The organism is Polynucleobacter sp. IMCC 30228 (genome assembly GCF_021395205.1).
Lineage (GTDB): Bacteria > Pseudomonadota > Gammaproteobacteria > Burkholderiales > Burkholderiaceae > Polynucleobacter.
This window is the reverse complement of the sequence record NZ_JAJVCS010000006.1, coordinates 114,731-135,534: the sequence shown is the minus strand read 5'-3', so window position 1 is coordinate 135,534 and position 20,804 is coordinate 114,731. Positions and strand designations below refer to the sequence as shown.

16 protein-coding genes are annotated in these 20,804 nt (G+C 45.6%); 12 read left to right on the top strand and 4 right to left on the bottom strand.

Annotation, left to right across the window (positions count from 1 at the left end; translation table 11 throughout):
* Nucleotides 1-80: 80 nt before the first annotated feature.
* The 8 genes from LZT21_RS11395 to LZT21_RS11360 are packed head-to-tail and all read left to right on the top strand — an operon-like array spanning nucleotide 81 to nucleotide 7,127.
* The gene (locus LZT21_RS11395; RefSeq protein WP_233937530.1) at nucleotides 81-1,064 is read left to right on the top strand and encodes a tripartite tricarboxylate transporter substrate binding protein; all 984 of its coding nucleotides are present in this window, start codon (nucleotides 81-83) and stop codon (nucleotides 1,062-1,064) included.
* A 24-nt stretch (nucleotides 1,065-1,088) separates the two neighbouring features.
* Entirely contained in the window at nucleotides 1,089-2,732 is a 1,644-nt protein-coding gene (gene mdcA, locus LZT21_RS11390) for a malonate decarboxylase subunit alpha (RefSeq protein WP_233990894.1), read from the top strand.
* A 2-nt stretch (nucleotides 2,733-2,734) separates the two neighbouring features.
* Complete coding sequence (gene mdcC, locus LZT21_RS11385) at nucleotides 2,735-3,055, top strand: malonate decarboxylase acyl carrier protein (protein ID WP_233937532.1); 321 nt, start codon at nucleotides 2,735-2,737, stop codon at nucleotides 3,053-3,055.
* Entirely contained in the window at nucleotides 3,052-3,948 is an 897-nt protein-coding gene (locus tag LZT21_RS11380; protein WP_233990892.1) for a biotin-independent malonate decarboxylase subunit beta, read from the top strand. The genes mdcC and LZT21_RS11380 overlap by 4 nt, the downstream gene beginning before the upstream one ends.
* Nucleotides 3,941-4,648: a biotin-independent malonate decarboxylase subunit gamma gene (locus LZT21_RS11375; protein ID WP_233937534.1), complete on the top strand. Its 708-nt coding sequence runs from the start codon at nucleotides 3,941-3,943 to the stop codon at nucleotides 4,646-4,648. The genes LZT21_RS11380 and LZT21_RS11375 overlap by 8 nt, the downstream gene beginning before the upstream one ends.
* Complete coding sequence (mdcG, locus tag LZT21_RS11370) at nucleotides 4,641-5,321, top strand: malonate decarboxylase holo-[acyl-carrier-protein] synthase (protein ID WP_233990890.1); 681 nt, start codon at nucleotides 4,641-4,643, stop codon at nucleotides 5,319-5,321. Before LZT21_RS11375 ends, mdcG begins: the two co-directional genes overlap by 8 nt.
* The gene (locus tag LZT21_RS11365; protein ID WP_233990889.1) at nucleotides 5,318-6,190 is read left to right on the top strand and encodes a triphosphoribosyl-dephospho-CoA synthase; all 873 of its coding nucleotides are present in this window, start codon (nucleotides 5,318-5,320) and stop codon (nucleotides 6,188-6,190) included. The genes mdcG and LZT21_RS11365 overlap by 4 nt, the downstream gene beginning before the upstream one ends.
* On the top strand, nucleotides 6,183-7,127 hold the full coding sequence (locus LZT21_RS11360; RefSeq protein ID WP_233990887.1) for an acyltransferase domain-containing protein: 945 nt from the start codon (nucleotides 6,183-6,185) through the stop codon (nucleotides 7,125-7,127). Before LZT21_RS11365 ends, LZT21_RS11360 begins: the two co-directional genes overlap by 8 nt.
* A 160-nt stretch (nucleotides 7,128-7,287) precedes the next feature.
* On the opposite strand, the gene LZT21_RS11355 is transcribed toward LZT21_RS11360, so the two are convergent.
* The gene (locus LZT21_RS11355) at nucleotides 7,288-10,341 is read right to left on the bottom strand and encodes an FAD-binding and (Fe-S)-binding domain-containing protein (protein ID WP_233990885.1); all 3,054 of its coding nucleotides are present in this window, start codon (nucleotides 10,339-10,341) and stop codon (nucleotides 7,288-7,290) included.
* A gap of 85 nt (nucleotides 10,342-10,426) precedes the next feature.
* Between LZT21_RS11355 and LZT21_RS11350 the strand changes: the two genes are divergently transcribed.
* The 3 genes from LZT21_RS11350 to LZT21_RS11340 are packed head-to-tail and all read left to right on the top strand — an operon-like array spanning nucleotide 10,427 to nucleotide 13,568.
* Complete coding sequence (locus tag LZT21_RS11350) at nucleotides 10,427-11,620, top strand: alanine--glyoxylate aminotransferase family protein (protein WP_233990884.1); 1,194 nt, start codon at nucleotides 10,427-10,429, stop codon at nucleotides 11,618-11,620.
* Nucleotides 11,621-11,672: 52 nt separating this feature from the next.
* Nucleotides 11,673-12,080 (top strand): heme-binding protein, encoded by a 408-nt coding sequence (locus LZT21_RS11345; RefSeq protein WP_233924836.1) that lies wholly within the window; start codon nucleotides 11,673-11,675, stop codon nucleotides 12,078-12,080.
* A 45-nt stretch (nucleotides 12,081-12,125) separates the two neighbouring features.
* Nucleotides 12,126-13,568 carry a DEAD/DEAH box helicase gene (locus LZT21_RS11340; protein WP_370634827.1) on the top strand — a complete coding sequence of 481 codons (1,443 nt, stop codon included), beginning with the start codon at nucleotides 12,126-12,128 and terminating at the stop codon, nucleotides 13,566-13,568.
* A 22-nt stretch (nucleotides 13,569-13,590) separates the two neighbouring features.
* Here the strand turns inward: LZT21_RS11340 and gluQRS are convergent, their stop codons facing one another.
* Nucleotides 13,591-14,502 carry a tRNA glutamyl-Q(34) synthetase GluQRS gene (gene gluQRS, locus LZT21_RS11335; RefSeq protein WP_233990882.1) on the bottom strand — a complete coding sequence of 304 codons (912 nt, stop codon included), beginning with the start codon at nucleotides 14,500-14,502 and terminating at the stop codon, nucleotides 13,591-13,593.
* 15 nt (nucleotides 14,503-14,517) lie between these two features.
* Between gluQRS and dnaE the strand changes: the two genes are divergently transcribed.
* Nucleotides 14,518-18,099, top strand: a complete 3,582-nt coding sequence (dnaE, locus tag LZT21_RS11330; RefSeq protein WP_233924796.1) for a DNA polymerase III subunit alpha — start codon at nucleotides 14,518-14,520, stop codon at nucleotides 18,097-18,099.
* On the opposite strand, the gene LZT21_RS11325 is transcribed toward dnaE, so the two are convergent.
* Together LZT21_RS11325 and LZT21_RS11320 are read right to left on the bottom strand one after the other, a co-directional pair.
* Nucleotides 18,093-20,009, bottom strand: a complete 1,917-nt coding sequence (locus tag LZT21_RS11325) for a glycosyltransferase family 9 protein (RefSeq protein WP_233990881.1) — start codon at nucleotides 20,007-20,009, stop codon at nucleotides 18,093-18,095. The two genes, dnaE and LZT21_RS11325, sit on opposite strands and share 7 nt — an antisense overlap.
* Nucleotides 20,006-20,800 (bottom strand): glycosyltransferase family 2 protein, encoded by a 795-nt coding sequence (locus LZT21_RS11320; protein ID WP_233937544.1) that lies wholly within the window; start codon nucleotides 20,798-20,800, stop codon nucleotides 20,006-20,008. The genes LZT21_RS11325 and LZT21_RS11320 overlap by 4 nt, the downstream gene beginning before the upstream one ends.
* Between the last annotated feature and the right edge of the window lie 4 nt (nucleotides 20,801-20,804).

Below are 20,804 nucleotides of genomic sequence, written 5' to 3'. Positions count from 1 at the left end.
ATCCATCTGCCAAGTCATTTTTTTCAATGTAATATAAGGAACCTACTGGTTTTCATTTTGTAACGCCCTGGAGATTGGAAATGACTTTAAATAGAAGGTTAGTACTTAAATCGCTAGTTGCCATTTCAGGCACACTTTTTTCTTTACGTAATTGGGCTCAATCATGGCCAGATAAGGCGATCAAACTTGTACTTGGCTATACCACTGGCGGAGCCTCAGATGCGACTGCACGCATTATTGTTAGGCCTTTAGAGCAAAATTTAAAACAAACTGTTGTGATTGACCATAAGCCAGGTGCCGGCGCATCGATAGGCGCTGAATTTGTGGCCAGAAGTACGCCTGATGGTTACACTATTGGCCTCACCGATACTGGGCCCTTGTGTATCATGCCGCATTTGCGCAAAGTGGCATATGACCCCCTAACAGACTTCACCCCCTTATCTTATGTATGCTCTACTGGGCTGGTCTTAATTGTAAATCCAGCATTGGATGTTAAAAACGTACAAGAATTAATCACTTTAGCGAAGGCTAACCCAGGTAAGTTTAGTTATGCAAGTTCTGGCGTGGGATCTGTACATCATTTAGCTGGCGAACTTTTTAAAGCTAGAGCCGGGGTTTTTATTGTGCACATTCCCTATCGCGGTGCTGGCCCAGCGTTAACTGACTTGATTGGGGGGCAAATTCCTATTATGTTTGCCACAATCGGGCCTGCATTACCCATGATTGCTTCTGGGAAAGCTAGGGCATTGGGGGTGACATCTATTGTTCGGTCTAGCTCTTTGCCGACTGTTCCAACCATTGCTGAGCAAGGGCTAAAGGACTATGAAGCAGTTTTACGATTTTATATGGTTGGCCCAATCAAAATGCCGGCGCCTGTTACCACCTTGTATCAAACTAATTTTAAGCAGATCATGCTTGAGCCTAATGTGATTAACGAACTTAAAAAATTGGGAAATGATGACATTGTTCCTAAAACCCCAGCCGAAATTCAGTCGATGATTCAGTCAGACTATCGAAAATGGGGGGCAGTGATTAAAGAGGCGAAAATTACACTTGACAGTTAATGGTGTCGTGAAGAAAAAGTTCCCATGAAAAAATGGAATACGCTTGAGCTTAATTTAGCTCAACGCCTCGAGCGGGCGCGCACAATTACAAATAATAAGTACGTTTCACAAGAGGATATAGTTCGCCTGCTTGAGCTGGTCATTGAACCTGGCGATAAAATTTGCATTGAAGGTAACAATCAAAAACATGCAGATTTTTTGTCGCAATCTTTGGCGGCGGTAAACACTCAAATAATCCACGATTTGCATGTCGTGCAATCAAACATTGCCCTTCCTGCGCATTTAGATATTTTCGAAAAAAAAATTGCAAAAAAACTAGACTTTTGTTATTCAGGTGAGCAAGGTGTTCGCTTAGGAAAGTTAATTAAAGAGGGGCTAATTGAGGTTGGTGCGATTCATACCTATTTAGAACTGTATAGCCGTTACTTTGTTGATTTGACTCCTCGCGTATCTTTTATTGCCGCTCAAAGCGCAGATTCTCAGGGCAATCTATATACCGGACCAAATACTGAGGATACGCCGCCAATTGTTGAGGCCACAGCATTTAAAAATGGCATAGTAATCGCCCAAGTAAATGAGATAGTTGAAAATTTACCGCGTATTGACTTACCTAGCGATTGGGTTACTTTTATTGTCAAGGCGCCTAAGAATCACTATATCGAGCCAATCTTTACGAGAGATCCCGCATTAATTACTGAGGTGCAGATCTTGATGGCCATGATGGTGATTAAGGGAATTTATATTCCTTATGAGATTAATCGACTAAATCATGGTATTGGATTTGATACTGCAGCCATTGAGCTAATTTTGCCGACCTATGGCGAGTCGCTTGGATTAAAGGGTAAGGTCTGTGAATACATGAGTGTTAATCCGTGCCCCACCCTAATACCCGCAATAGAGTCGGGTTTTATTAAAAATATTCATTGTGCGGGGTCTGAGCTGGGGATGGAGGATTATGTTGCGGCTCGCCCTGATATTTTTTTTACTGGCCCAGATGGATCGCTTCGCTCGAATAGGGCTTTTTGCCAACTTGCTGGCCACTATGCCGATTTATTTATTGGTTCAACTTTACAAATTGACACTGAGGGAAATTCATCTACAGCAACTTTAAATCGAATTGCTGGATTTGGTGGTGCACCTAATTTTGGATCAGACTCCAGGGGTAGACGCCATGCTAGCAAAGCGTGGTTAAAAGCTGGTGAGGAAAGTATGCATCCAGGAAAATCAGTAATACCACGTGGGAGGAAGTTGGTAGTACAAATGGTAGAAACCTTTAAAGACAAGATGCAAGCTACTTTTGTAGATAAATTAGATGCTTGGCAATTAATGGAAGATTTTCAGTTAAGCATTCCGCCGATCATGATTTATGGGGACGATGTTACTCACTTAGTTACCGAGGAAGGTATTGCACACCTTCATCGATGTCGTAATTTGGCTGAAAGAGAACAGGCAATTAGAGGTGTGGCAGGATATACCCCTGTAGGACTAGCTAGAAATAAAAAAGTCGTAGAGGAATTGATTAGCAAAAAGATTATTCAGCGACCTATTGATTTAGGAGTTGATCCGCGCATGGCAACGCGCAATTTATTGGCAGCAAGGTCGATTAAGGATTTAGTTTTTTGGTCTGATGGTTTATATAAACCACCTAAACGCTTTAGGAATTGGTAACTATGGAAGCTTTTGAATTTAAGTTTGGCCCTTGGTCAAACCCTTCTCAATTAAGCAATAAAAAACCGACTATTGTCGGTGTAGTTGGGTCGGGTAATTTAGAGGTTTTGGTGGAGGAGGTTGATTTAAATGGGTGCACTCAATTTTCTTTAGAGACTTCGATTGATGGTTTTAAGAAAACATGGCAAGCAGTACTTTCAGACTTTGCCGAACAAGAGCAATTTGCAAATACCATCATTACAATTAATGATGGTGGAGCAACGCCAGCAGTAGTGCAGCTACGTCTTGCTCAGGCGGCACAGCAATGGAAAGAAACCACATGAGATTAGAAAATATTTCCGGTCTTTATGAATCTTCAGCACGTGAACGTATTTCATTAATATTAGATAGAGCTAGTTTTAAGGAGATTCTGCCTCCATCTAAGCGGATCTCTAGCCCACACTTAAAAACGCTGGGTATGCCTATTGCATTTGATGATGGCATCGTCATAGGGGTTGGTTTGTTGGAGGGGAAGAAGGTATTTTGCGCAGCTCAGGAGCCCGGTTTTATGGGCGGCTCAGTTGGAGAAGTGCATGGTGCAAAATTAACCGGTTTACTTGAGCGAGCTGCGATAGAAAAGCCGGCTGCCGTTATTTTAATTTTAGATACTGGCGGCGTCCGTCTACACGAAGCCAATGCCGGACTCATTGCCATATCTGAAATACAAAGAGCATTATTTAAGGCGCGCTCAATGGGCGTAGTTGTAATTGCAATTTCTGCTGGTTCAAATGGAATATATGGCGGCATTGGAATTGTGGCGCGATGCTGTGATTACGTTTTAATTACTGAACAGGGCCGCTTATCTGTTTCGGGCCCTGAGGTAATTGAGTCGCAAAAAGGGGTTGAAGAATTCGACGCCCGTGATAAGGCCTTAGTGTGGCGCACCATGGGGGGTAAACATAGATACTTGCAAAATGAAGCGCAAGCCTATACAAAAGATTTAATTGAAAATATACGCGCGACCATCGCAGCCTATTTCAGTAAGTCAGTTCCGCTTAGCCTTGAAGAATTATTAAGGCAGCATAAAAGCCTGGGCCTGAGATTAGAAAAATTTAGTGACTGTGCTGATGCCCTTGATATCTGGGCCAAAATGGGCATTCAGAATCCCGATCAAATTCCTAGTCTTGATGATGAATCTTTTATTGCCATTGCTAATCGAGTAAGAGATCATGACTAATGCTAATTCTGCTTGTGAGCAATTATTCCCTTTGGGCTTTAATTTAGCGACTGCAGGGGAAATGATTTATGGTGAAGCAAAAACAAGTAGGGGCGTCGTTGCTTTACTTGGCACAATTAATAGCGCACCAATTGGGGTCGATTTGGCTTTTGGATTAGCTGGGAAAGTGCTTGAAATTATTCAAAATCATCCCCAAAGACCAATCATTATTTTGGTTGATACACAAGGGCAAAATTTGTCACGGCGTGATGAGTTGCTTGGCAATGCAGGCTACTTAGCCCATCTTTCAATGTGCTTCGAGCTTGCGCGAATACGTGGTCACAAGCTAATTAGTATTGTTTATAAGGAAGCTGTAAGCGGTGGTTATCTTGCATTAGGAATGATTGCCGACAGATCTTTTGCCTTGGAGAACGCCCAAATTCGCGTGATGGCACTTTCTGCAATGTCACGCATTATGCAAATTCCATTAGAAAGACTAGAGGAGCTATGTACTAGCTCACCTATATTTGGACCTGGAGCTAACAACTACGTTGCACTTGGGGCATTAGATGCGGTTTTGGTAAATGATTTATCGTCACCAATTGAGGGGGCCTTAGGTCAAAATGAGCAGCTTGATCAGCGCGCAAAACTCGGCCTTGAAAGAGGTGGCAGAACATTAGCCTTTGAAGTAATAAATTCAGTTATTAATACCCATGTATGAAATTGCCTCCCTAGCGCCGTGGCGACATCGGCAGATTTGGATTCGACCAGAAGATGCTGGCGAAGTTTTTTTTGAGCGCGACGAATCTAGGGAAAAAGTTAACTATTTAGTATCTTGGATCAAGCAAAATAAGCCTTTAGTAGGTAGAGCTTTTGGGCAAGCTAATCTAGCCTCAACGGGCTTGAGACCAATTGGTTTGCTGCAACTTGGATCACCCAAGAGCAAGCAACGCCTTTATCTATTAGTTAAAAACACAGTTATCGATAAGGTTGAGCAACCCCTTTTATTAGCCTCAGTTCTAGCGTATTTGCCTCTCCAGCATTGTTTATGTGCCACCCATTTATTGGCTTTACTTCAAGGAGTTGAGGTTGAAATTAGGGTATATGGATCTGCATTCTGGAGTCATGCACAAAAATCGACATGCATGACAGAGGAGTCAGATTTAGATTTAATCATCCAAACACATGGTCGCAATAATATTGAAAAGACTTTTGCTGCGCTCAATAAATGCAGTAATTTATATGCCATTAGACTCGATGGCGAATTAGAGTTGCCCGATGGTAATACTGTTGCTTGGCGTGAACTATCGATCATGCCAGACAAAATATTAGTGAAGTCAGATCACGGACCTTCACTGCAAAACTGTAGTGAAATTTGGGCGCAATTAGCATGAGGCCATTAAGTCTCAAACAGGCCCTGCATGAATCTATTGGCCCACTAGTAAACGCGCAAACAACTATTAGAGATGCTTGTTTATGGGCTCTTTGGCATGAGTTAATTACCTTTCCTAAACCTGGTTTAGTTAGCCTTGAAGACCCTGGCAGCCATTCTGATATGTCGGCTAGCCACTTTTCAAGCAGCATTGTTGCCTTGCGCTTTTATTTTTATCAAATTGCCGAAGCGGGTTCTAGGGGGCTTAAATTTGAAGTATTACGTGAATTGGGAATCTCGGGCGAGCAAAGAATGCTGGCCGCCACCAGTGGCCGCAATACCCATAGGGGAGCTATTTTTAATTTAGGCTTATTGGCTGCCGCAGCTGGCTATCAATTAAAGAATAATATTCAATTGAAATCCCTTGGTGAAATTGTGACTGAGCTTTGGGGTGAGGAATTAATCAAACATCAGCGGAGCAGTGATAGCAATGGCTTCAAAATCTTTAAAAAACATGGTACGGGCGGAGCATTAAGTGAGGCGCAGAGTGGTTTTAGAACTGTCTATCAAATTGGTTTACCAGCCTACCAGAAGCTTTTATTTCAGACCCAAGATCCTGAATTAGCCCGCATCCACACTTTTTTTAAACTACTTTCAGTTACTGAAGACACGAATTTATTGCATCGGGGGGGATTAGATGGACTTTTATTTGCCCGGAATGAAGCCCTTTCTTTCTTAAGCGAAGGTGGCGTTTTAAATCCCGGGTGGCATCAACATGCTGTAGCTATTCATCACAAATTCATAGCACGAAAACTAAGTCCTGGAGGCTGCGCTGATTTATTAGGAGCCTGTCTTTTGATTAATTATCTTGATCTGACCCTTGATGTCTAATTTTGCGCCTAACTTTGCAATTGTCTGTTCAGGCCAAGGAAATTTAAGTGCAGACACCTTAGCATTTTCAAAGATACAGCACGACGGCGCAGAGGTAATAGAAATTTTTTCCTCAATTTTTAGTTCCAATCTTTATGCTGAAATTGGTAAGCTATCACAGCAAGGCTTTAATCCGCTATCGCAGCCACTCGCGGTGGCCTCGGCGATTGCTAATTGGCGTATTCTTAAAGAAGCTCTGCCAATTCCCAAGATGTTTGCTGGATATAGTGTCGGTGAGGTTTCTGCATGGGGATGCGCAACATCATTACCAATTGAGCAGATTGCCCAGATTGCCTACAACAGATCATCCTTGATGGATCAATATGCTCCGCCTAATTCTGGCATGCTCGCAGTTCGGGGAATAGATTTAGTAAAGCTTAATCAGCATTTAAATGGTGGTTTAATTTATGTGGCAATTATTAATGAAGATACCCATTTTGTGGTTGGTGGCAATAAAGATGAGTTAAAGAAGCTTGCTGAGGTGCTAACAGCTTCGGGCGTTTGGTCAAAATTATTGGATGTCTCTGTTCCTTCTCATACCCCCTTGATGGTAAAAGCCAGTAGTGAAATGAATATCTATTTACGAAACTCCTTTTCAACAACTGTCGTACCCTGCAATTCTCCAGTTTTACTGGGCATTAATGGCGCGCGTTGTACAGATTTTGTAGTGGGGATGCAATCTTTAGCCAGAGCAATTGCTGAACCCATTTATTGGCAACATGCTATGCAAACCTTATCCGATAGTGGCATCAAAGTAGTTTTAGAACTTGGCCCAGGCGGATCATTGGCGAAAATGATTACTGAAGTTCACCCGCATATTGCGGCAAGATCTATAGCTGATTTTAGGACCCCCAAAGGCGTTGTAGATTGGGTCTTACGGCAATTGGATGAAGGCTAAGAATTTATTTTCAGTGCCTTATCGCCTATTTAATTGAGGGCTTTACTAGCTATTTTTTAGTTGATAATCATTCTCATTTAAACTAAGCACTGGCGTTTTGCGGTGCAACCTTTGGGGAGGGGGCACCGCTTTTTTATCTGCACTCAATTACCCAGCTAAATCAAAGGTGGGCCGCCAGAATGCGTGCAATATGCACCGCCTCTCGTTGTACACCATCTTGAATTTGATGGCGACAACTCGTACCATCGGCAACGATCCATGCATTCGGTACTTGCCGAATCGCAGGTAACAAAGTAAGTTCTGCCATTTTTTTTGAAACGGTAATGTGTTCAACTTCATAACCAAAACTTCCAGCCATGCCGCAGCAAGAAGATTCAATCAGTTGGGGGTTGGCATTGGGAATTTGTTTTAATAGTTCTAATGTTGGCGTCAATTCAGCAAATGCCTTTTGATGACAATGTCCATGTACTAAGACGGGCTTTATGGCTGTCTGTAAATTAAAGTGACAACGACCTGCTTTTAATTCTGCAACTAAAAATGTTTCGAGTAACTGTGCTTGTTGACTTACGGTAATCGCTTGCTCGCCAAAACCCATGACTAAAGCCTCATCTTTAAGGGTGAATAGGCAGGAAGGCTCTAGGCCAACAATTGCAATGCCGCGCTCGGCATAGGGATGTAAATGCGTTAACAGGGCGCTTAGTTGTTCTTTTGCTTCATCCACCATGCCTGCAGCTAAATAAGTTCGTCCACAGCAAAATTGCTTGCCGCAACCTGCTTGCTTGGCCCGAGCTGCTTTAGTGGGTTGCGGAATATGAATGCGATAACCCGCGGTTTCAAGTAAACGAATTGCCGCTTGGAGATTTTCATTTTCAAAATACGCATTAAAGGTATCGGCAAATAAGACCACGCCTTTACCATCACCTTGAAGCAAGGCATCAGGTGAATGCGTATATTTCTTTTGCAGAATGGCTTGGTTTTTCCATAATGTTTTAGCGCTCCAGACTGGCAAGCTGCGGGCTGCAGAAATTCCTGTGAGCCATTGTTGCAGTTTGGCGATAAAAGGAATTTGATTACGTAAATTGAGTAGGGCTGGCAAGCCTGGTATTGCGCTGATGACGGGGGCATAGCGTGGTAAATAAGCAACCAGTAAATCGCGTACGGAATGACCGACCCGTTTTTTATAGCGCTGCAAAAATTCAATTTTCATTTTCGCCATATCAACCCCGGTGGGGCATTCGCGGCGGCAGGCTTTGCAACTCACGCATAAATCCATGACTTCTTTAACTGCATCACTGGCTAATGGGTCGCTTAAACTAATCTCATCTTGCTCCAATTGACCCGACATCGCTAAGCGCAAGGTGTTGGCGCGCCCGCGGGTCAAATGTTTTTCATCCCTAGTAACCCGATAACTTGGGCACATCACCTCGGCGTCAAACTTACGGCAATGACCATTGTTATTACACATTTCAATGGCTTTTGCTAAACCTAGAGCTGGATCGCCACCCGTGCCTGGAGCAGAGATTGCCTCGGTAACGGGATTATTTTGCACATTCCAGGCCGACCAATCGAGCGCAGGTTTTAGGGGAATGATGGCGTAGTTAGGTGGATATCGAAATAGAATCTGCTCATCCATTTTGGGCGGATCAATGATCTTGCCGGGATTAAATAAATGATGTGGATCAAAAGCAGTTTTGATGGCGCCTAAAGCGGCTGTTATTTTGGGACCAAATTGCCAAGAAATCCATTCTCCACGACACAAGCCATCGCCATGCTCACCGCTATACGCGCCTTTATAGCGCCGCACTAATTCTGCAGCCTCTTCGGCTACTGCGCGCATTTTTTGCGCTCCGTCACGGCGCATATCTAAAATTGGCCGCACGTGTAATGTGCCAACGGAGGCATGTGCATACCAAGTACCGCGTGAGCCATGTTTAGTAAAGACTTCAGTTAGGGCTTGGGTGTAATCCGCTAAGTGTTCTAGGGGTACTGCGCAATCCTCAATAAAGCTGACGGGTTTGCCATCACCCTTTAAGCTCATCATGATATTGAGACCGGCTTTACGCACTTCCCATAAATTCTTTTGCAAACCAAGATCGATCATTGGCACAACGGTATTGGCTAAACCGAGGTCACCCATTAAATCTTGCAGGCTTTTTAATTGCGCTAGCAAAGGCGCCTGACTTTCCCCTGAAAATTCAACCAACAAAATTGCTTCTGGGGTCTCGGCTTGGGAGTCGACTAAGGCAGTTTCGATTACTTGCTTGAAGCTAGGATTGCTGCGGGCTAAATCGATCATAGTGCGATCGACTAATTCCACTGCGCTGGGGCCTAACTTTACTAGGTGCTGCGCACTTTCCATCGCGCGATAAAAGCTCGTGAAGTTGATTACTCCCAGCACTTTATGTTGCGGCAAAGGGGCTAGCTTTAAGCGCAGGGACTTGAAATAGGCGAGGGTACCTTCGCTACCCACCAGCAAATGCGCTAAATTGACACTACCGTCATTGGTATAGGGCAATTCACTTTGGGGATGAAAAACATCGAGGTTGTAGCCTGCTACGCGGCGTAATACCTTGGGCCAATTGGCTTCTATTTCAGGCTGAAGTTGCTCAGCCAGACCTTTGACAAAGATGCCCAATTCTTTAGCGACACCTGAGCTTTGGGCATAAGGTCCAAATTGGCCAAGCTTGCCATTAGCCAACCAAGCTTCGATACCAATTACGTTATGCACCATATTGCCGTAGGCAATTGAGCGACTGCCGCAGGAATTATTTCCAGCCATGCCGCCAATCGTGGCTTGGGCACCGGTTGACACATCCACTGGAAACCACAAGCCACTCGTTTTGAGTTTGGCGTTGAGGTGGTCTAGCACCAAGCCCGGCTCGACCTCCACCTCTGCTCGCTTTAGATCTATTTCAAGGATATGGCGAAAGGCGTGGCTATTGTCGATTACCAGCGCAGCCCCTGTGGTTTGGCCGCATTGACTCGTTCCACCACCACGGGGCAAAACAGGAATAGCAAATTCTGCGGCTACTGCCAAGGCAGTTTTAAGGTCTTCAGCGTCTTCTGGAATAAAGACAGCCAGAGGAAATTGCTGGTAAATCGACGCATCGGTAGCGTATCGACCCCGATTGGCCATATCGGTCAATAAGGCGCCCTTGACGTTTTTACGTAGGCGGGCGGCAATTTCAGGGGGAAATGCAGGTTTTATCAGCATATGGCAAGATATGGGAGAATGCTGCAAAATACGGTATTTAGCAATTTATCAATAGTATTAATAATAATTTTATTTCGGAGACTTCATGTTGAAACTTGATTCACACCCTTCGGGCCACCATTTTCTCAATATTCCTGGGCCGAGCCCAGTACCACCCCGTATTTTGCGCGCAATTAGCTTTCAAGTCATTGACCATCGCGGCCCAGAATTTCAAGCTTTAGCTTTAAAGGTCTTAGAAGACGTTAAAAAAATCTTTAAAACTAAGCAACCCGTCATTATTTACGCTGCCTCTGGTACTGGCTCTTGGGAAAGTGCTTTAGTGAATATCTTAAATCCTGGCGACAAAATCTTAGGCTACGAAACGGGTCAGTTTGCGCATCTTTGGATGGTGTTAGCAAAAAAACTCGGCTTAAATGCCGAAATCATTTCTAAACCTGGCGATGCTGCTTGGCGTTGGGGAGTTGATGCCAACTTAATTGAAGAGCGTTTAAAGCAAGATACTAAACACGAAATTAAAGCAGTGTGCGTGGTTCATAACGAAACTGCCACTGGTATTACTTCCAACATTCCTGCAGTGCGCAAGGCCATTGATAACGCCAAGCATCCGGCCTTACTATTAGTCGATACCGTTTCGGGTTTAGGTTCTGCTGATTACCGTCACGACGAGTGGGGCGTTGATGTCACCATTGCGGGTTCACAAAAAGGCTTAATGCTGCCGCCAGGTTTAGGCTTTAATGCAATTTCGCAGAAAGCCATTGAAGCTAGCAAGAAAGCGACCATTCCTCGGGCCTATTGGGATTGGGCCGATATTATGGAATTTAATAAACAAGGCTTTTGGCCCACCACGCCTAATACCAATTTGCTTTATGGTTTGCATGAGGCCTTAGATATGATGATGACCGAGGGCTTGGATAATATTTTTGCGCGTCATCAACGCTTAGGTGAAGCTTGTCGGCGTGCTGTGGCAGCCTGGGGTCTTGAAAATCAATGCTTAGATGCAAGCGCTTATTCACCAGTAAACACTGCTATTTTGGCCCCGGAGGGTATGGATTCCGATGCCTTGCGCAAACATATTTTAGAGCGCTTTAATATGGCCTTAGGTACTGGTTTAGGTCGCGTTAAGGGTCGTGTATTTCGCATTGGTCACTTGGGCGATTGCAACGACTTAACTCTCATGGCAGCCTTAAGTGGCGTCGAAATGGGCCTACAAACAATGGGTTACAAACCCAAAGCCAGTGGCGTAGTGGCTGCGCAAGATTTCTTAAAATCCGCTGTTTAATCAGATCAAAAGCGCAGCTATTAACCCTATTTTTATTTGAAAACAAATTACCATGCTTGCTAAAAAGCCCTATCTCACTCAAGCTGATGTGCAGAAAATTTTGAATGCTGCAGATGCTTTTGCAGCGGCTGGTAATTTTGCGGTGACGATTGCCGTATGTGACGATGGGGGTCATCTCTTAGGCTTAATTCGTCGTGATGAATGCGCCCCTGTTTCAACCTATATAGCCGAAGAGAAAGCTCGTGCTGCCGCAATGGGCAAACGTGAAAGTCGCGTCTATGAAGAAATTATTAATAATGGACGCATTTCCTTCTTATCAGCGCCGCATATTGGCGGTATGTTAGAGGGTGGGATCAATATCGTCGTCGATGGGTTTACTATAGGGGCTGTAGGCGTATCTGGCGTTAAATCTGCTGAGGATGCTAGCATCGCCCAAGCCGGCATTGCCGCTCTTTCGTAAGCCGCTAATTTAAAAGGGCTTTTTTGTATTTTATAAGGTATTTTGATTAATTCTGCTCCTGAAGTAAATTCCCCTGCCAATTCCCCGCCCAATGGCGGATCTGAAGACTCTCCCAATGCCCCAGTGGCAGCCTTTACTGATTTTGCTTTAGATCCCCTCATACTGAAGGCGATTGCTGAGCAGGGCTATACAACCCCCACCCCAATTCAGGCAAAAGCTATACCAATTGTGTTGACTGGGCAAGATGTGATGGGCGCAGCACAAACAGGTACAGGTAAGACTGCTGCTTTTATTTTGCCGATCATTCAAAAATTATTACCCCTATCAAGTAGTAGTGCTTCCCCAGCACGTCACCCAATTCGGGCTTTGGTATTGACCCCCACGCGCGAACTCAGTGATCAGGTTGCAGAGAATGCCGCCAATTATTCACGCCATACCGATTTACGTACTGCGGTCGTTTTTGGGGGGGTTGATATGCAACCGCAGGTAGCAGCTTTACGTGCTGGTGTCGAAATTTTAATTGCCACCCCAGGGCGCTTACTCGATCACCTGGGTTCAAAGACCGCAAATTTATCGCAAGTAGAAATCCTCGTCTTAGATGAGGCCGACCGGATGTTGGATATGGGTTTCTTGCCGGACTTGCAGCGCATTATTAATTTGATTCCGGCTAAACGGCAAACTCTGCTATTCTCAGCAACCTTTTCACCAGAAATTAAAAAACTCGCCCAAAGTTATTTGCGCAATCCCGTGACAGTTGAAGTAGCGCGCCAAAACGCTGCCGCTGATACGGTGAAGCAGGTGGCTCACTTAGTGGCATCTGAAAATAAGCAAGCAGCTATTGTGAGCATTATTCATGAGCGCACTCAAGCGGGCTTTCCGCGGCAATATTTAATTTTTACTAATAGTCGTTTAGGTTGCGCAAGATTGGCTCGCGCCTTAGAGCGCGATGGCATTAAAACCGGTGCTTTGCACGGTGACAAAAGTCAAGGTGAACGCACCTTAACTTTAGATGCTTTTAAATCTGGTGTCATTGAAGCTTTAGTCGCGACCGATGTGGCAGCTCGAGGCTTAGATATTCCGGATATGCCTTGTGTTATTAATCATGAGTTACCCTTCAGTGCCGAAGACTTTATTCATCGCATAGGTCGCACCGGACGAGCTGGCAGCAAAGGCGATGCGATTGCCTTAGTCGACTCTAGTGAGAAGCGTTTGCTTGATGATATTGAGAAGCTATTAAAACGGAAGTTGGATATCGCGCCCTTACCAGTGTCTGACTTTGCTCCAGCTAAGGCCCTGACTAGAGGGCGAAGCACCAAGTCGGTACCGCCGCCAAAGCAACCCGTCGACCCTTTCTTCTATCAGCCCTATCAAGCCTCGCCTAAAGCGAGTAGTGAGGCTGCTGCTGAACCGATGAATGAGGCTGGAATTACCCCTGCTAAGCCGCTCGTTGGCGCACTCTTGGGTGGCAGTAGAAAAAAATCTCACTAATCTAAACAAGCAATTCAGCGCTTTAGATTTTCTGCTCCCGCCAAGCGTGGGTGGCAGCGTGTAACCATTCGGCAATTGTGAGATGGTGGTGATTGGATAAATTAGCAAGGCCTAAATGATTTGCTGCTGCTTGCAGTGCTTGCAAAGTGAGTTGCGGATTTTCTGTGGCGATGGCAGTAGCCAGGGTTTGCTTGCTGAGCTTTTCCCCCCGCTGATCGAGCACTAAGGGTAAGTGCAGATAGTGTGGGGTAGGATATCCTAAAACGCCTTGTAAATAGACTTGTCGAGCCGTATTGCTGGCTAAATCGGCACCCCGCACGATATGCGTGATATTTTGGGCAGCATCATCTACCACTACGGCCATTTGGTAGTTAAAAAAGCCATCTGCACGCCGTAAAACAAAATCCCCTACGCTTTGCTTGAGCTCCTCTGCTTGAAGCGCAAGACGCCAAGCTACTGGGCTGGCCAAATTAAAGAATTCCGAGTTGGCTAGCGAGTGGGGAATCTGGATTGGGCGACAAATACGTGGATAAATGAGCTCTTCATGCCGTTCAGAATGGCTACCCTGGGCTGCTAAGGCACTCATAATCTGCTGTCGCGAGCAGGTGCAGGTATAGGCCAAACCCGCTTGAAAGAGCTGCAGCAAAGCAGTTTCATAGTATGAAGTGCGTTGAGATTGGTAGATGAGCTCTTCGTCCCATTGCAGGCCACAGGCACTGAGTTGATGCAGAATAGTTGTCGTTGCCCTTGGTAATGATCGTGGCCCATCGACATCTTCAATTCTGAGCAACCATTTTCCTTGGTGGGCGCGAGCGTCAAGCCAGCTTCCTAGAGCCGTAGCAAGGGAGCCTAAATGCAAAGGCCCAGTGGGTGAAGGCGCAAAGCGCCCCCGATAGCTAGAGCCAAAAAATGTGGCAGGTTGAAGTGTAGACACAGCTAAAATCATCTCATGACCGCGCCCCAATTTGTTCATTTACGCCTTCACTCCGAATTTTCAATTACGGATGGCGTGGTGCGGATTGAAGAGGTAGTAGCTGCAGCCCAAAAAGATCAAATGGGCGCAATTGCCTTAACCGACCTGAGTAATTTATTTGGCTTAGTCAAATTTTATAGTAAAGCCCGCGCCGAAGGAATTAAGCCGATTGCCGGTAGTGATGTGTGGATTAGTAATGCCCAGGAACCCGAACAAGCCTATCGGCTTTTATTGTTGGTGCAGAATCATGCGGGTTATCTCAATTTATGCCAACTCCTAACGCGTGCTTCCTTAGATAATCAAGCGCGTGGGCGGGCTGAAATTCAGCCGGAATGGTTTTTAGAACCTGCTGCAAAAGCGTCTGATCGAGCGGCAGGTAAAACCCTAGCTAGTGGTTTAATTGCCCTGTCAGGCGCACACCTTGGGGATGTGGGTCAAGCGCTTTTAAATGGCCAAGAAGCCATAGCTCAAGCAGCTGCTAAACGTTGGCAAGCTATTTTTCCTGATGCTTATTACATTGAAGTTCAGCGCGCCGGTCATGCCCAAGATGAGCAGCATCTGCAACTTGCTTGCCAGCTTGCTAGTGCAATGGCTTTGCCGGTCGCGGCAACGCATCCCGTGCAATATATGAAAAAAGACGATTTCACGGCACACGAAGCGCGCGTTTGTATTGCGGAAGGTGAGTTACTAGGTAACCCGCGGCGCCAGAAAAAATTTACTACCGAGCAGTATTTTTTAACCCAAGCTGAAATGGCTACTCGTTTTGCCGATTTACCTAGCGCTTTAGCGAATACGGTAGAAATTGCTAAGCGCTGTAATCTGTCATTGGTATTGGGGCAACCGCGCTTACCTGAGTTTCCTACCCCGCCAGGAATTACCTTGGGTGATTATTTATTGCAACAAGCTGAAGTGGGTTTGGTACGCCATCTCGAGCGCAATTTTCCTCTGCCTGAAGAGCGTGCAGCGCATGAGCAGCGCTATCGTGAACGCTTAATTTTCGAAGTCAAAACCATTGAGCAAATGGGTTTTCCAGGCTATTTTTTAATTGTGGCTGATTTCATTAATTGGGCGAAAAATAATGGTGTGCCAGTTGGTCCAGGGCGTGGCTCAGGCGCCGGATCTTTGGTAGCTTATTCATTAGGTATTACTGATCTTGACCCCTTGCGATACAACTTACTTTTTGAACGGTTCTTAAATCCAGAACGGGTTTCCATGCCCGACTTTGATATTGATTTTTGTCAACATGGGCGTGACCGAGTCATTCAATATGTAAAAGATAAGTATGGTGCCGATGCCGTTAGCCAAATTGTGACCTTTGGCACGATGGCTGCGCGGGCAGCAATTCGTGATGTTGGGCGCGTGCTCGAGCAAGGCTATACCTTTGTCGACGGCATTGCGAAGTTAGTACCCAATAAACCAGGCCAGGTTGTCACGATTGAAATGGCTAAAAAAGAAGAAAAGCAATTAGCCGAGCGCGAAAAAAATGAAGATGAAGTTAAACAATTATTGGCTTTAGCTCAGCAATTAGAGGGCATCACCCGCAATGTGGGGATGCATGCTGGCGGCGTTTTAATTGCGCCAGGTAAGTTAACTGATTTTTGTCCGTTATATACACAAGACTCTAAAGACCAAGATAGCAATTCGGTCATTAGTCAGTTTGATAAAGACGATGTCGAGGCAATTGGCTTAGTGAAGTTTGACTTTTTAGGCTTAACTACCCTCACCATTCTGGCTGCTGCTGAACGCTGGATTCGTGCACTGCATGCTGACCGCAAGCACTGGAGTATTGGTGAAATAGTACTTGACGATCCTGCACCCTTTGATATTTTGAAAAAAGCCAATACCGTTGCAGTCTTCCAATTGGAAAGTCGCGGCATGCAAAGTATGCTGCGCGAAGCTAAGCCCGATCGCTTTGAGGATATTATCGCCCTCGTTGCTTTATATCGTCCAGGGCCAATGGACCTGATTCCCGATTACATTAGTCGTAAGCATGGTAAACAAAAAGTCGAATATCCCGACCCTCGGATTGAGCCAGTATTACGCGAAACTTACGGCATTATGGTTTACCAAGAGCAGGTGATGCAAATGGCGCAAACCATTGGCGGATATTCTTTGGGTGGCGCCGACTTACTGCGTCGGGCGATGGGTAAGAAAAAGCCTGAGGAAATGGCACAGCACCGTAAAATTTTTAGCGATGGTGCAAAGCAGGGCGGCATTAGTGAGAGTAAAGCGCACGAAATTTATGATTTGATGGAGCGTTTTGCTGGCTACGGATTTAATAAATCCCATGCGGCAGCCTATGCCTTATTAGCTTATCAAACTGCTTGGCTTAAAGCGTATTATCCCGCTGAATTTATGGCTGCCAACTTATCGTTAGCGATGGACGATACAGACAAAGTCAAAATTTTGTATGACGATTGCTTGCAGAATCGAATTACTGTTTTGCCACCGAACATCAATACCGGAACGTATGAATTTACCCCTCTGCGCTTGGCTGAAGACGCTATTGACTTACCACTGCATCAAATTCGCTATGGCCTAGGGGCTGTGCGGGGTACGGGCGAAGCAGCTATTGCAGCTTTAGTGAAGGTGCGGGAAAACGGTGGCCCCTTTAAAGACCTGTTTGATTTTTGTGCTCGCATTGATCGGCGCCAAGTAAATCGGCGCGCGATTGAAGCTTTATTGCGCGCGGGCGCTTTTGATGTTTTATATCCTGTAGAGCAAAACTCGGGAGCAAAACGGTACGATATTCGGGCCACCCTTTTAGCATCATTAGCACGGGCAATTGAGGCGGCTGAACAGGCTGAGGCATCGATTCATCAGGTGAGCCTATTCGATTCGGTAGATGATGGTGATCGCCATTTACCAGAGTTAGTGCGTGAGCCAGTATGGCCTGAAAAGAAACGCCTCCAAGAAGAAAAAACTGCCTTGGGCTTATGTCTCACTGGTCATCTTTTTGATGCCTATCGGCTCGAGGTTGAGCACTTTGTGCGGCAACCTTTGCGTAAAATTACCGAAGGTAAGGATCAATTGGTGGCTGGCATTATTACTTCGGCGCGAATGCTAACTGGGCAACGTGGCCGCATGATGATTGCGACGATTGATGATGGGACCGCAGCGCTTGAGGTCACTTTATACAGCGAAGTGTATGAACCCAATCGACCTTGGCTCAAGGAGGATGAGTTACTTATTGCCAAAGTCAATGTGATGCCAGATAAATTTTCTGGCGGAATGCGGATTGTCGCGGAGCAAGTAATGGATATTGCTGGCGCCCGTTTACGCTTTGCCCGTAATGTTCATGTTTGCATTGATGCGGGCCTCGACTTAAAAATGTTACGCAGCCAAATGGACCCCTACTTAATTGCTAATCGGGTGAAACCCAGCAATGATATGGTGCGTGGCTTACCCTTGACTGCAGCAGTTACTGCACAAGGGGGTGCATGCTTAATGCAATTTCCTGATGAATTGCGTTTATATCCCGATGATGCATGTTTGCATAGCTTGCATCAGTTATTTGCTGCTAAGCAAGCCAATGCAGTAGTTGTACAGTATCAGTAACTTGCTTCGATTGCACTAATGACTTCACTTGGCTCCAAGAGGTCGAGACATTCGCTGCGGCTATCGGCGCGATCATCGCAACCTGCTTTACGGCAGGGCACACACTCTCCAGGCCCTTGCAAAATAGTCACGTTTGCCACAGTTTGACTGCGGGCCCGTAGCGCATAGGGCGTCGTACCGATAAAACCATTCGGCCATGGACCAAAATTACTCGGTGGGGTAGGCCCAAAAAGAGCAATCGTAGTGGTACCGCAGGCTGCGGCTAAATGGGTAATTGACGTATCAATACCAACATACAGTTTTGCTTGCCGCAATAAACTACCCATTTGGGGAATCGATAAAGCACCTTTGGTATCGACTACATGAGCTCGTATGCTGGGATCTAACAGAGATATTAAAGCCTCATTTAATTCTAAATCTTGGGGTGCAGATGATGCGCTTAATACGACTTGCCAACCTTGCTTTACTAAATAGACCACTAAAATTTGCCAATACGTTAGAGGCCAACGTTTGTAGGCCATTAGTGGACCGGTATGCAGTATCGCTAATTTATTAGTGCGCAGTCCTTCAGTAATTTGCGCTACAAATGCTGGGTTGAGATCTGCTGGTGAGGGTGGAATAACTGCAATAGGATTGGCAAACAAAGTGGCATTACTTACAAAGGGCTCTAGTAAGCGCATTTTTTCAATGACGACATGCTGATGAAAATAATCAACCTCAATGTTTTGCAGACTAATCCATTTTTTCCACGCATTTTTTAAACCGGTTGATTTTTGGGTGATCTCGCCTTGCGGATGGTTGGCTACGACACCGACGCGTCGTGGAGCTGCTATCAGACTATAGAAATAAGCGCGATCGCTGGGCTGGGTCACTAAGGCTAAATCATAGCGTTGAAAGAGACGCTTAAAGAGGCTGAGATATTCCCTAAAATTAGGCCGATCAGCGGCTTCAATCCATTCTTGAATGTCTGCATTTCCTTTGAGCATATCCAATTTGCCGCGATATCCAAGAAAGTGAAATTCTGCTTTTGGCCATAATTCGCGTGCTTGTCGAATGAGGGGGGTGGTGACCAAAACATCTCCAATTTGGCGGGTAGCGATGAACAGCACGCGTTTGGGTGGTTTCAAATCAACGACCGCTTTCGCCATAATTTGCGCGCGCACATGCGCGGCATTTTCGGCAGCATTGGCTTGATCATGAATCCGATGAAATAAATGCAGCACCTCAGTTGACCATGAGCCAGATTTACGGATCACCCCATTTTTTTGTAAACGAAAGACAAAATCAGCATCCTCGTGACCCCAACCCGTCATGCTTTCATCAAAACCCTGAATGGCTAACGCATCGCTCCGCCAGCAGGCCATATTGCAACCCTTGATGCGGCGCCAGACAAATTGGCGGTAATGTCGCCAAGTGCCATCGGCGAATTTCAGATGCAAAGGTAAATACTTGTTAATTCCGTGGCATAAGCGGTAGACAAAGCTATGCGCTAAAAATTGGGAAAAATCCCATTGCGGCCACTGCAAAATGCGTTGGGTTAATTGATCGTTAACCAAGATGCGACTACCAGTCACTAAATATCCTGCTTGAGCAAGCTGACGATGGCGAGCGACAAAATCGGGTTGCACAATGCAATCGCCGTCGAGAAAAATAAAATAGTCGCCACTGGCAGCCTGAATTGCTTGATTTAGTATTTGGGTTTTGCGAAAGCCAATATCAGCTTGCCACAGATGCGTAATGGCCACTGGAAATTGTTTTTTTGCCGCATCAATAATTGCTCGTGTGCTGCCTTCCGAACCATCATCAGCAATAATAATTTCAAAATCAAGATCGGTTTGCGTGCGCAAAGAATCGAGGCAAAGCGCCAAGGCTTTAGGCCAGTTATAGGTTGCCAATAAAATGGAGATCATGCCTGCGGTGTTTCCTTGGCAACTGCTTGTTGTTGATTGAGGCGCCATAATTTGATATAGCGGTAGTAGGTGCCTTGCATATTCGAAATGGCTAGACTAAAGCCTTGCGAGCCATCGAGAAAACCAGCTTGCAAAATATAAGTACGGATGAAAGTCCATGCGCCATGTGTGATTGCTTTAAGTGGAGAACTTTTTTTACCTCGGGCAAAAGCCTGTTCAGCTGCAGCGGTGGCATAGCGCTGCATTTTTTGTTGCACCTGTGCTGCATTCATAAAGCTGTAGTGCAGCATCGGCTGCTTCAATTTGCCAATAGGTTTGCCATGGGTTGCGCTGCTCATTAACTGCTCATGGACTAGGTCATTTGAAAAGCGCGCAGTACCGCGTAAAAATAAGCGATTGACATAGTCTGGAGTCCAGCCCGAATGACGCATAAAGCGACCACAATACCAAGACGAGCGCGGAATGGCGAAACAGGTTTGGCCAAGGGGGTGCTCGATAGCCTGCTGAATTTCAGCTCGCAGTTCTGGGGTGAGGCGCTCATCGGCATCAAGGGATAAAACCCACTCGCTATTCGCAAGGTCAAGAGCCCGGTTTTTTTGGGGGCCAAAGCCTGGCCAATCGGCGGGTTGGGCGATGGTTGCACCAAACTCTGTGGCAATTTTTAGGGTCTGATCTACGCTATTTGTATCGACTACCACGATCTGCGTGGCTAAATCTCCAAGGGAGTTTAGGCAGTCGGCCAAATTGGCTTCTTCATTGCGAGTTATGAGTATGACTGATAAGGTGGGCATAATT

Excerpts from the sequence above, each read along its gene's own strand:
- LZT21_RS11365 (WP_233990889.1), top strand. The coding sequence starts at position 5,318 with ATGAGGCCATTAAGTCTCAAACAGGCCCTGCATGAATCTATTGGCCCA.
- LZT21_RS11380 (WP_233990892.1), top strand. The coding sequence starts at position 3,052 with ATGAGATTAGAAAATATTTCCGGTCTTTATGAATCTTCAGCACGTGAA.
- LZT21_RS11355 (WP_233990885.1), bottom strand. The coding sequence starts at position 10,341 with ATGCTGATAAAACCTGCATTTCCCCCTGAAATTGCCGCCCGCCTACGT.
- LZT21_RS11320 (WP_233937544.1), bottom strand. The coding sequence starts at position 20,800 with ATGCCCACCTTATCAGTCATACTCATAACTCGCAATGAAGAAGCCAAT.
- LZT21_RS11395 (WP_233937530.1), top strand. The coding sequence starts at position 81 with ATGACTTTAAATAGAAGGTTAGTACTTAAATCGCTAGTTGCCATTTCA.
- dnaE (WP_233924796.1), top strand. The coding sequence starts at position 14,518 with ATGACCGCGCCCCAATTTGTTCATTTACGCCTTCACTCCGAATTTTCA.
- LZT21_RS11375 (WP_233937534.1), top strand. The coding sequence starts at position 3,941 with ATGACTAATGCTAATTCTGCTTGTGAGCAATTATTCCCTTTGGGCTTT.
- LZT21_RS11325 (WP_233990881.1), bottom strand. The coding sequence starts at position 20,009 with ATGATCTCCATTTTATTGGCAACCTATAACTGGCCTAAAGCCTTGGCG.
- LZT21_RS11345 (WP_233924836.1), top strand. The coding sequence starts at position 11,673 with ATGCTTGCTAAAAAGCCCTATCTCACTCAAGCTGATGTGCAGAAAATT.
- mdcG (WP_233990890.1), top strand. The coding sequence starts at position 4,641 with ATGTATGAAATTGCCTCCCTAGCGCCGTGGCGACATCGGCAGATTTGG.
- mdcA (WP_233990894.1), top strand. The coding sequence starts at position 1,089 with ATGAAAAAATGGAATACGCTTGAGCTTAATTTAGCTCAACGCCTCGAG.
- mdcC (WP_233937532.1), top strand. The coding sequence starts at position 2,735 with ATGGAAGCTTTTGAATTTAAGTTTGGCCCTTGGTCAAACCCTTCTCAA.
- LZT21_RS11350 (WP_233990884.1), top strand. The coding sequence starts at position 10,427 with ATGTTGAAACTTGATTCACACCCTTCGGGCCACCATTTTCTCAATATT.
- LZT21_RS11360 (WP_233990887.1), top strand. The coding sequence starts at position 6,183 with ATGTCTAATTTTGCGCCTAACTTTGCAATTGTCTGTTCAGGCCAAGGA.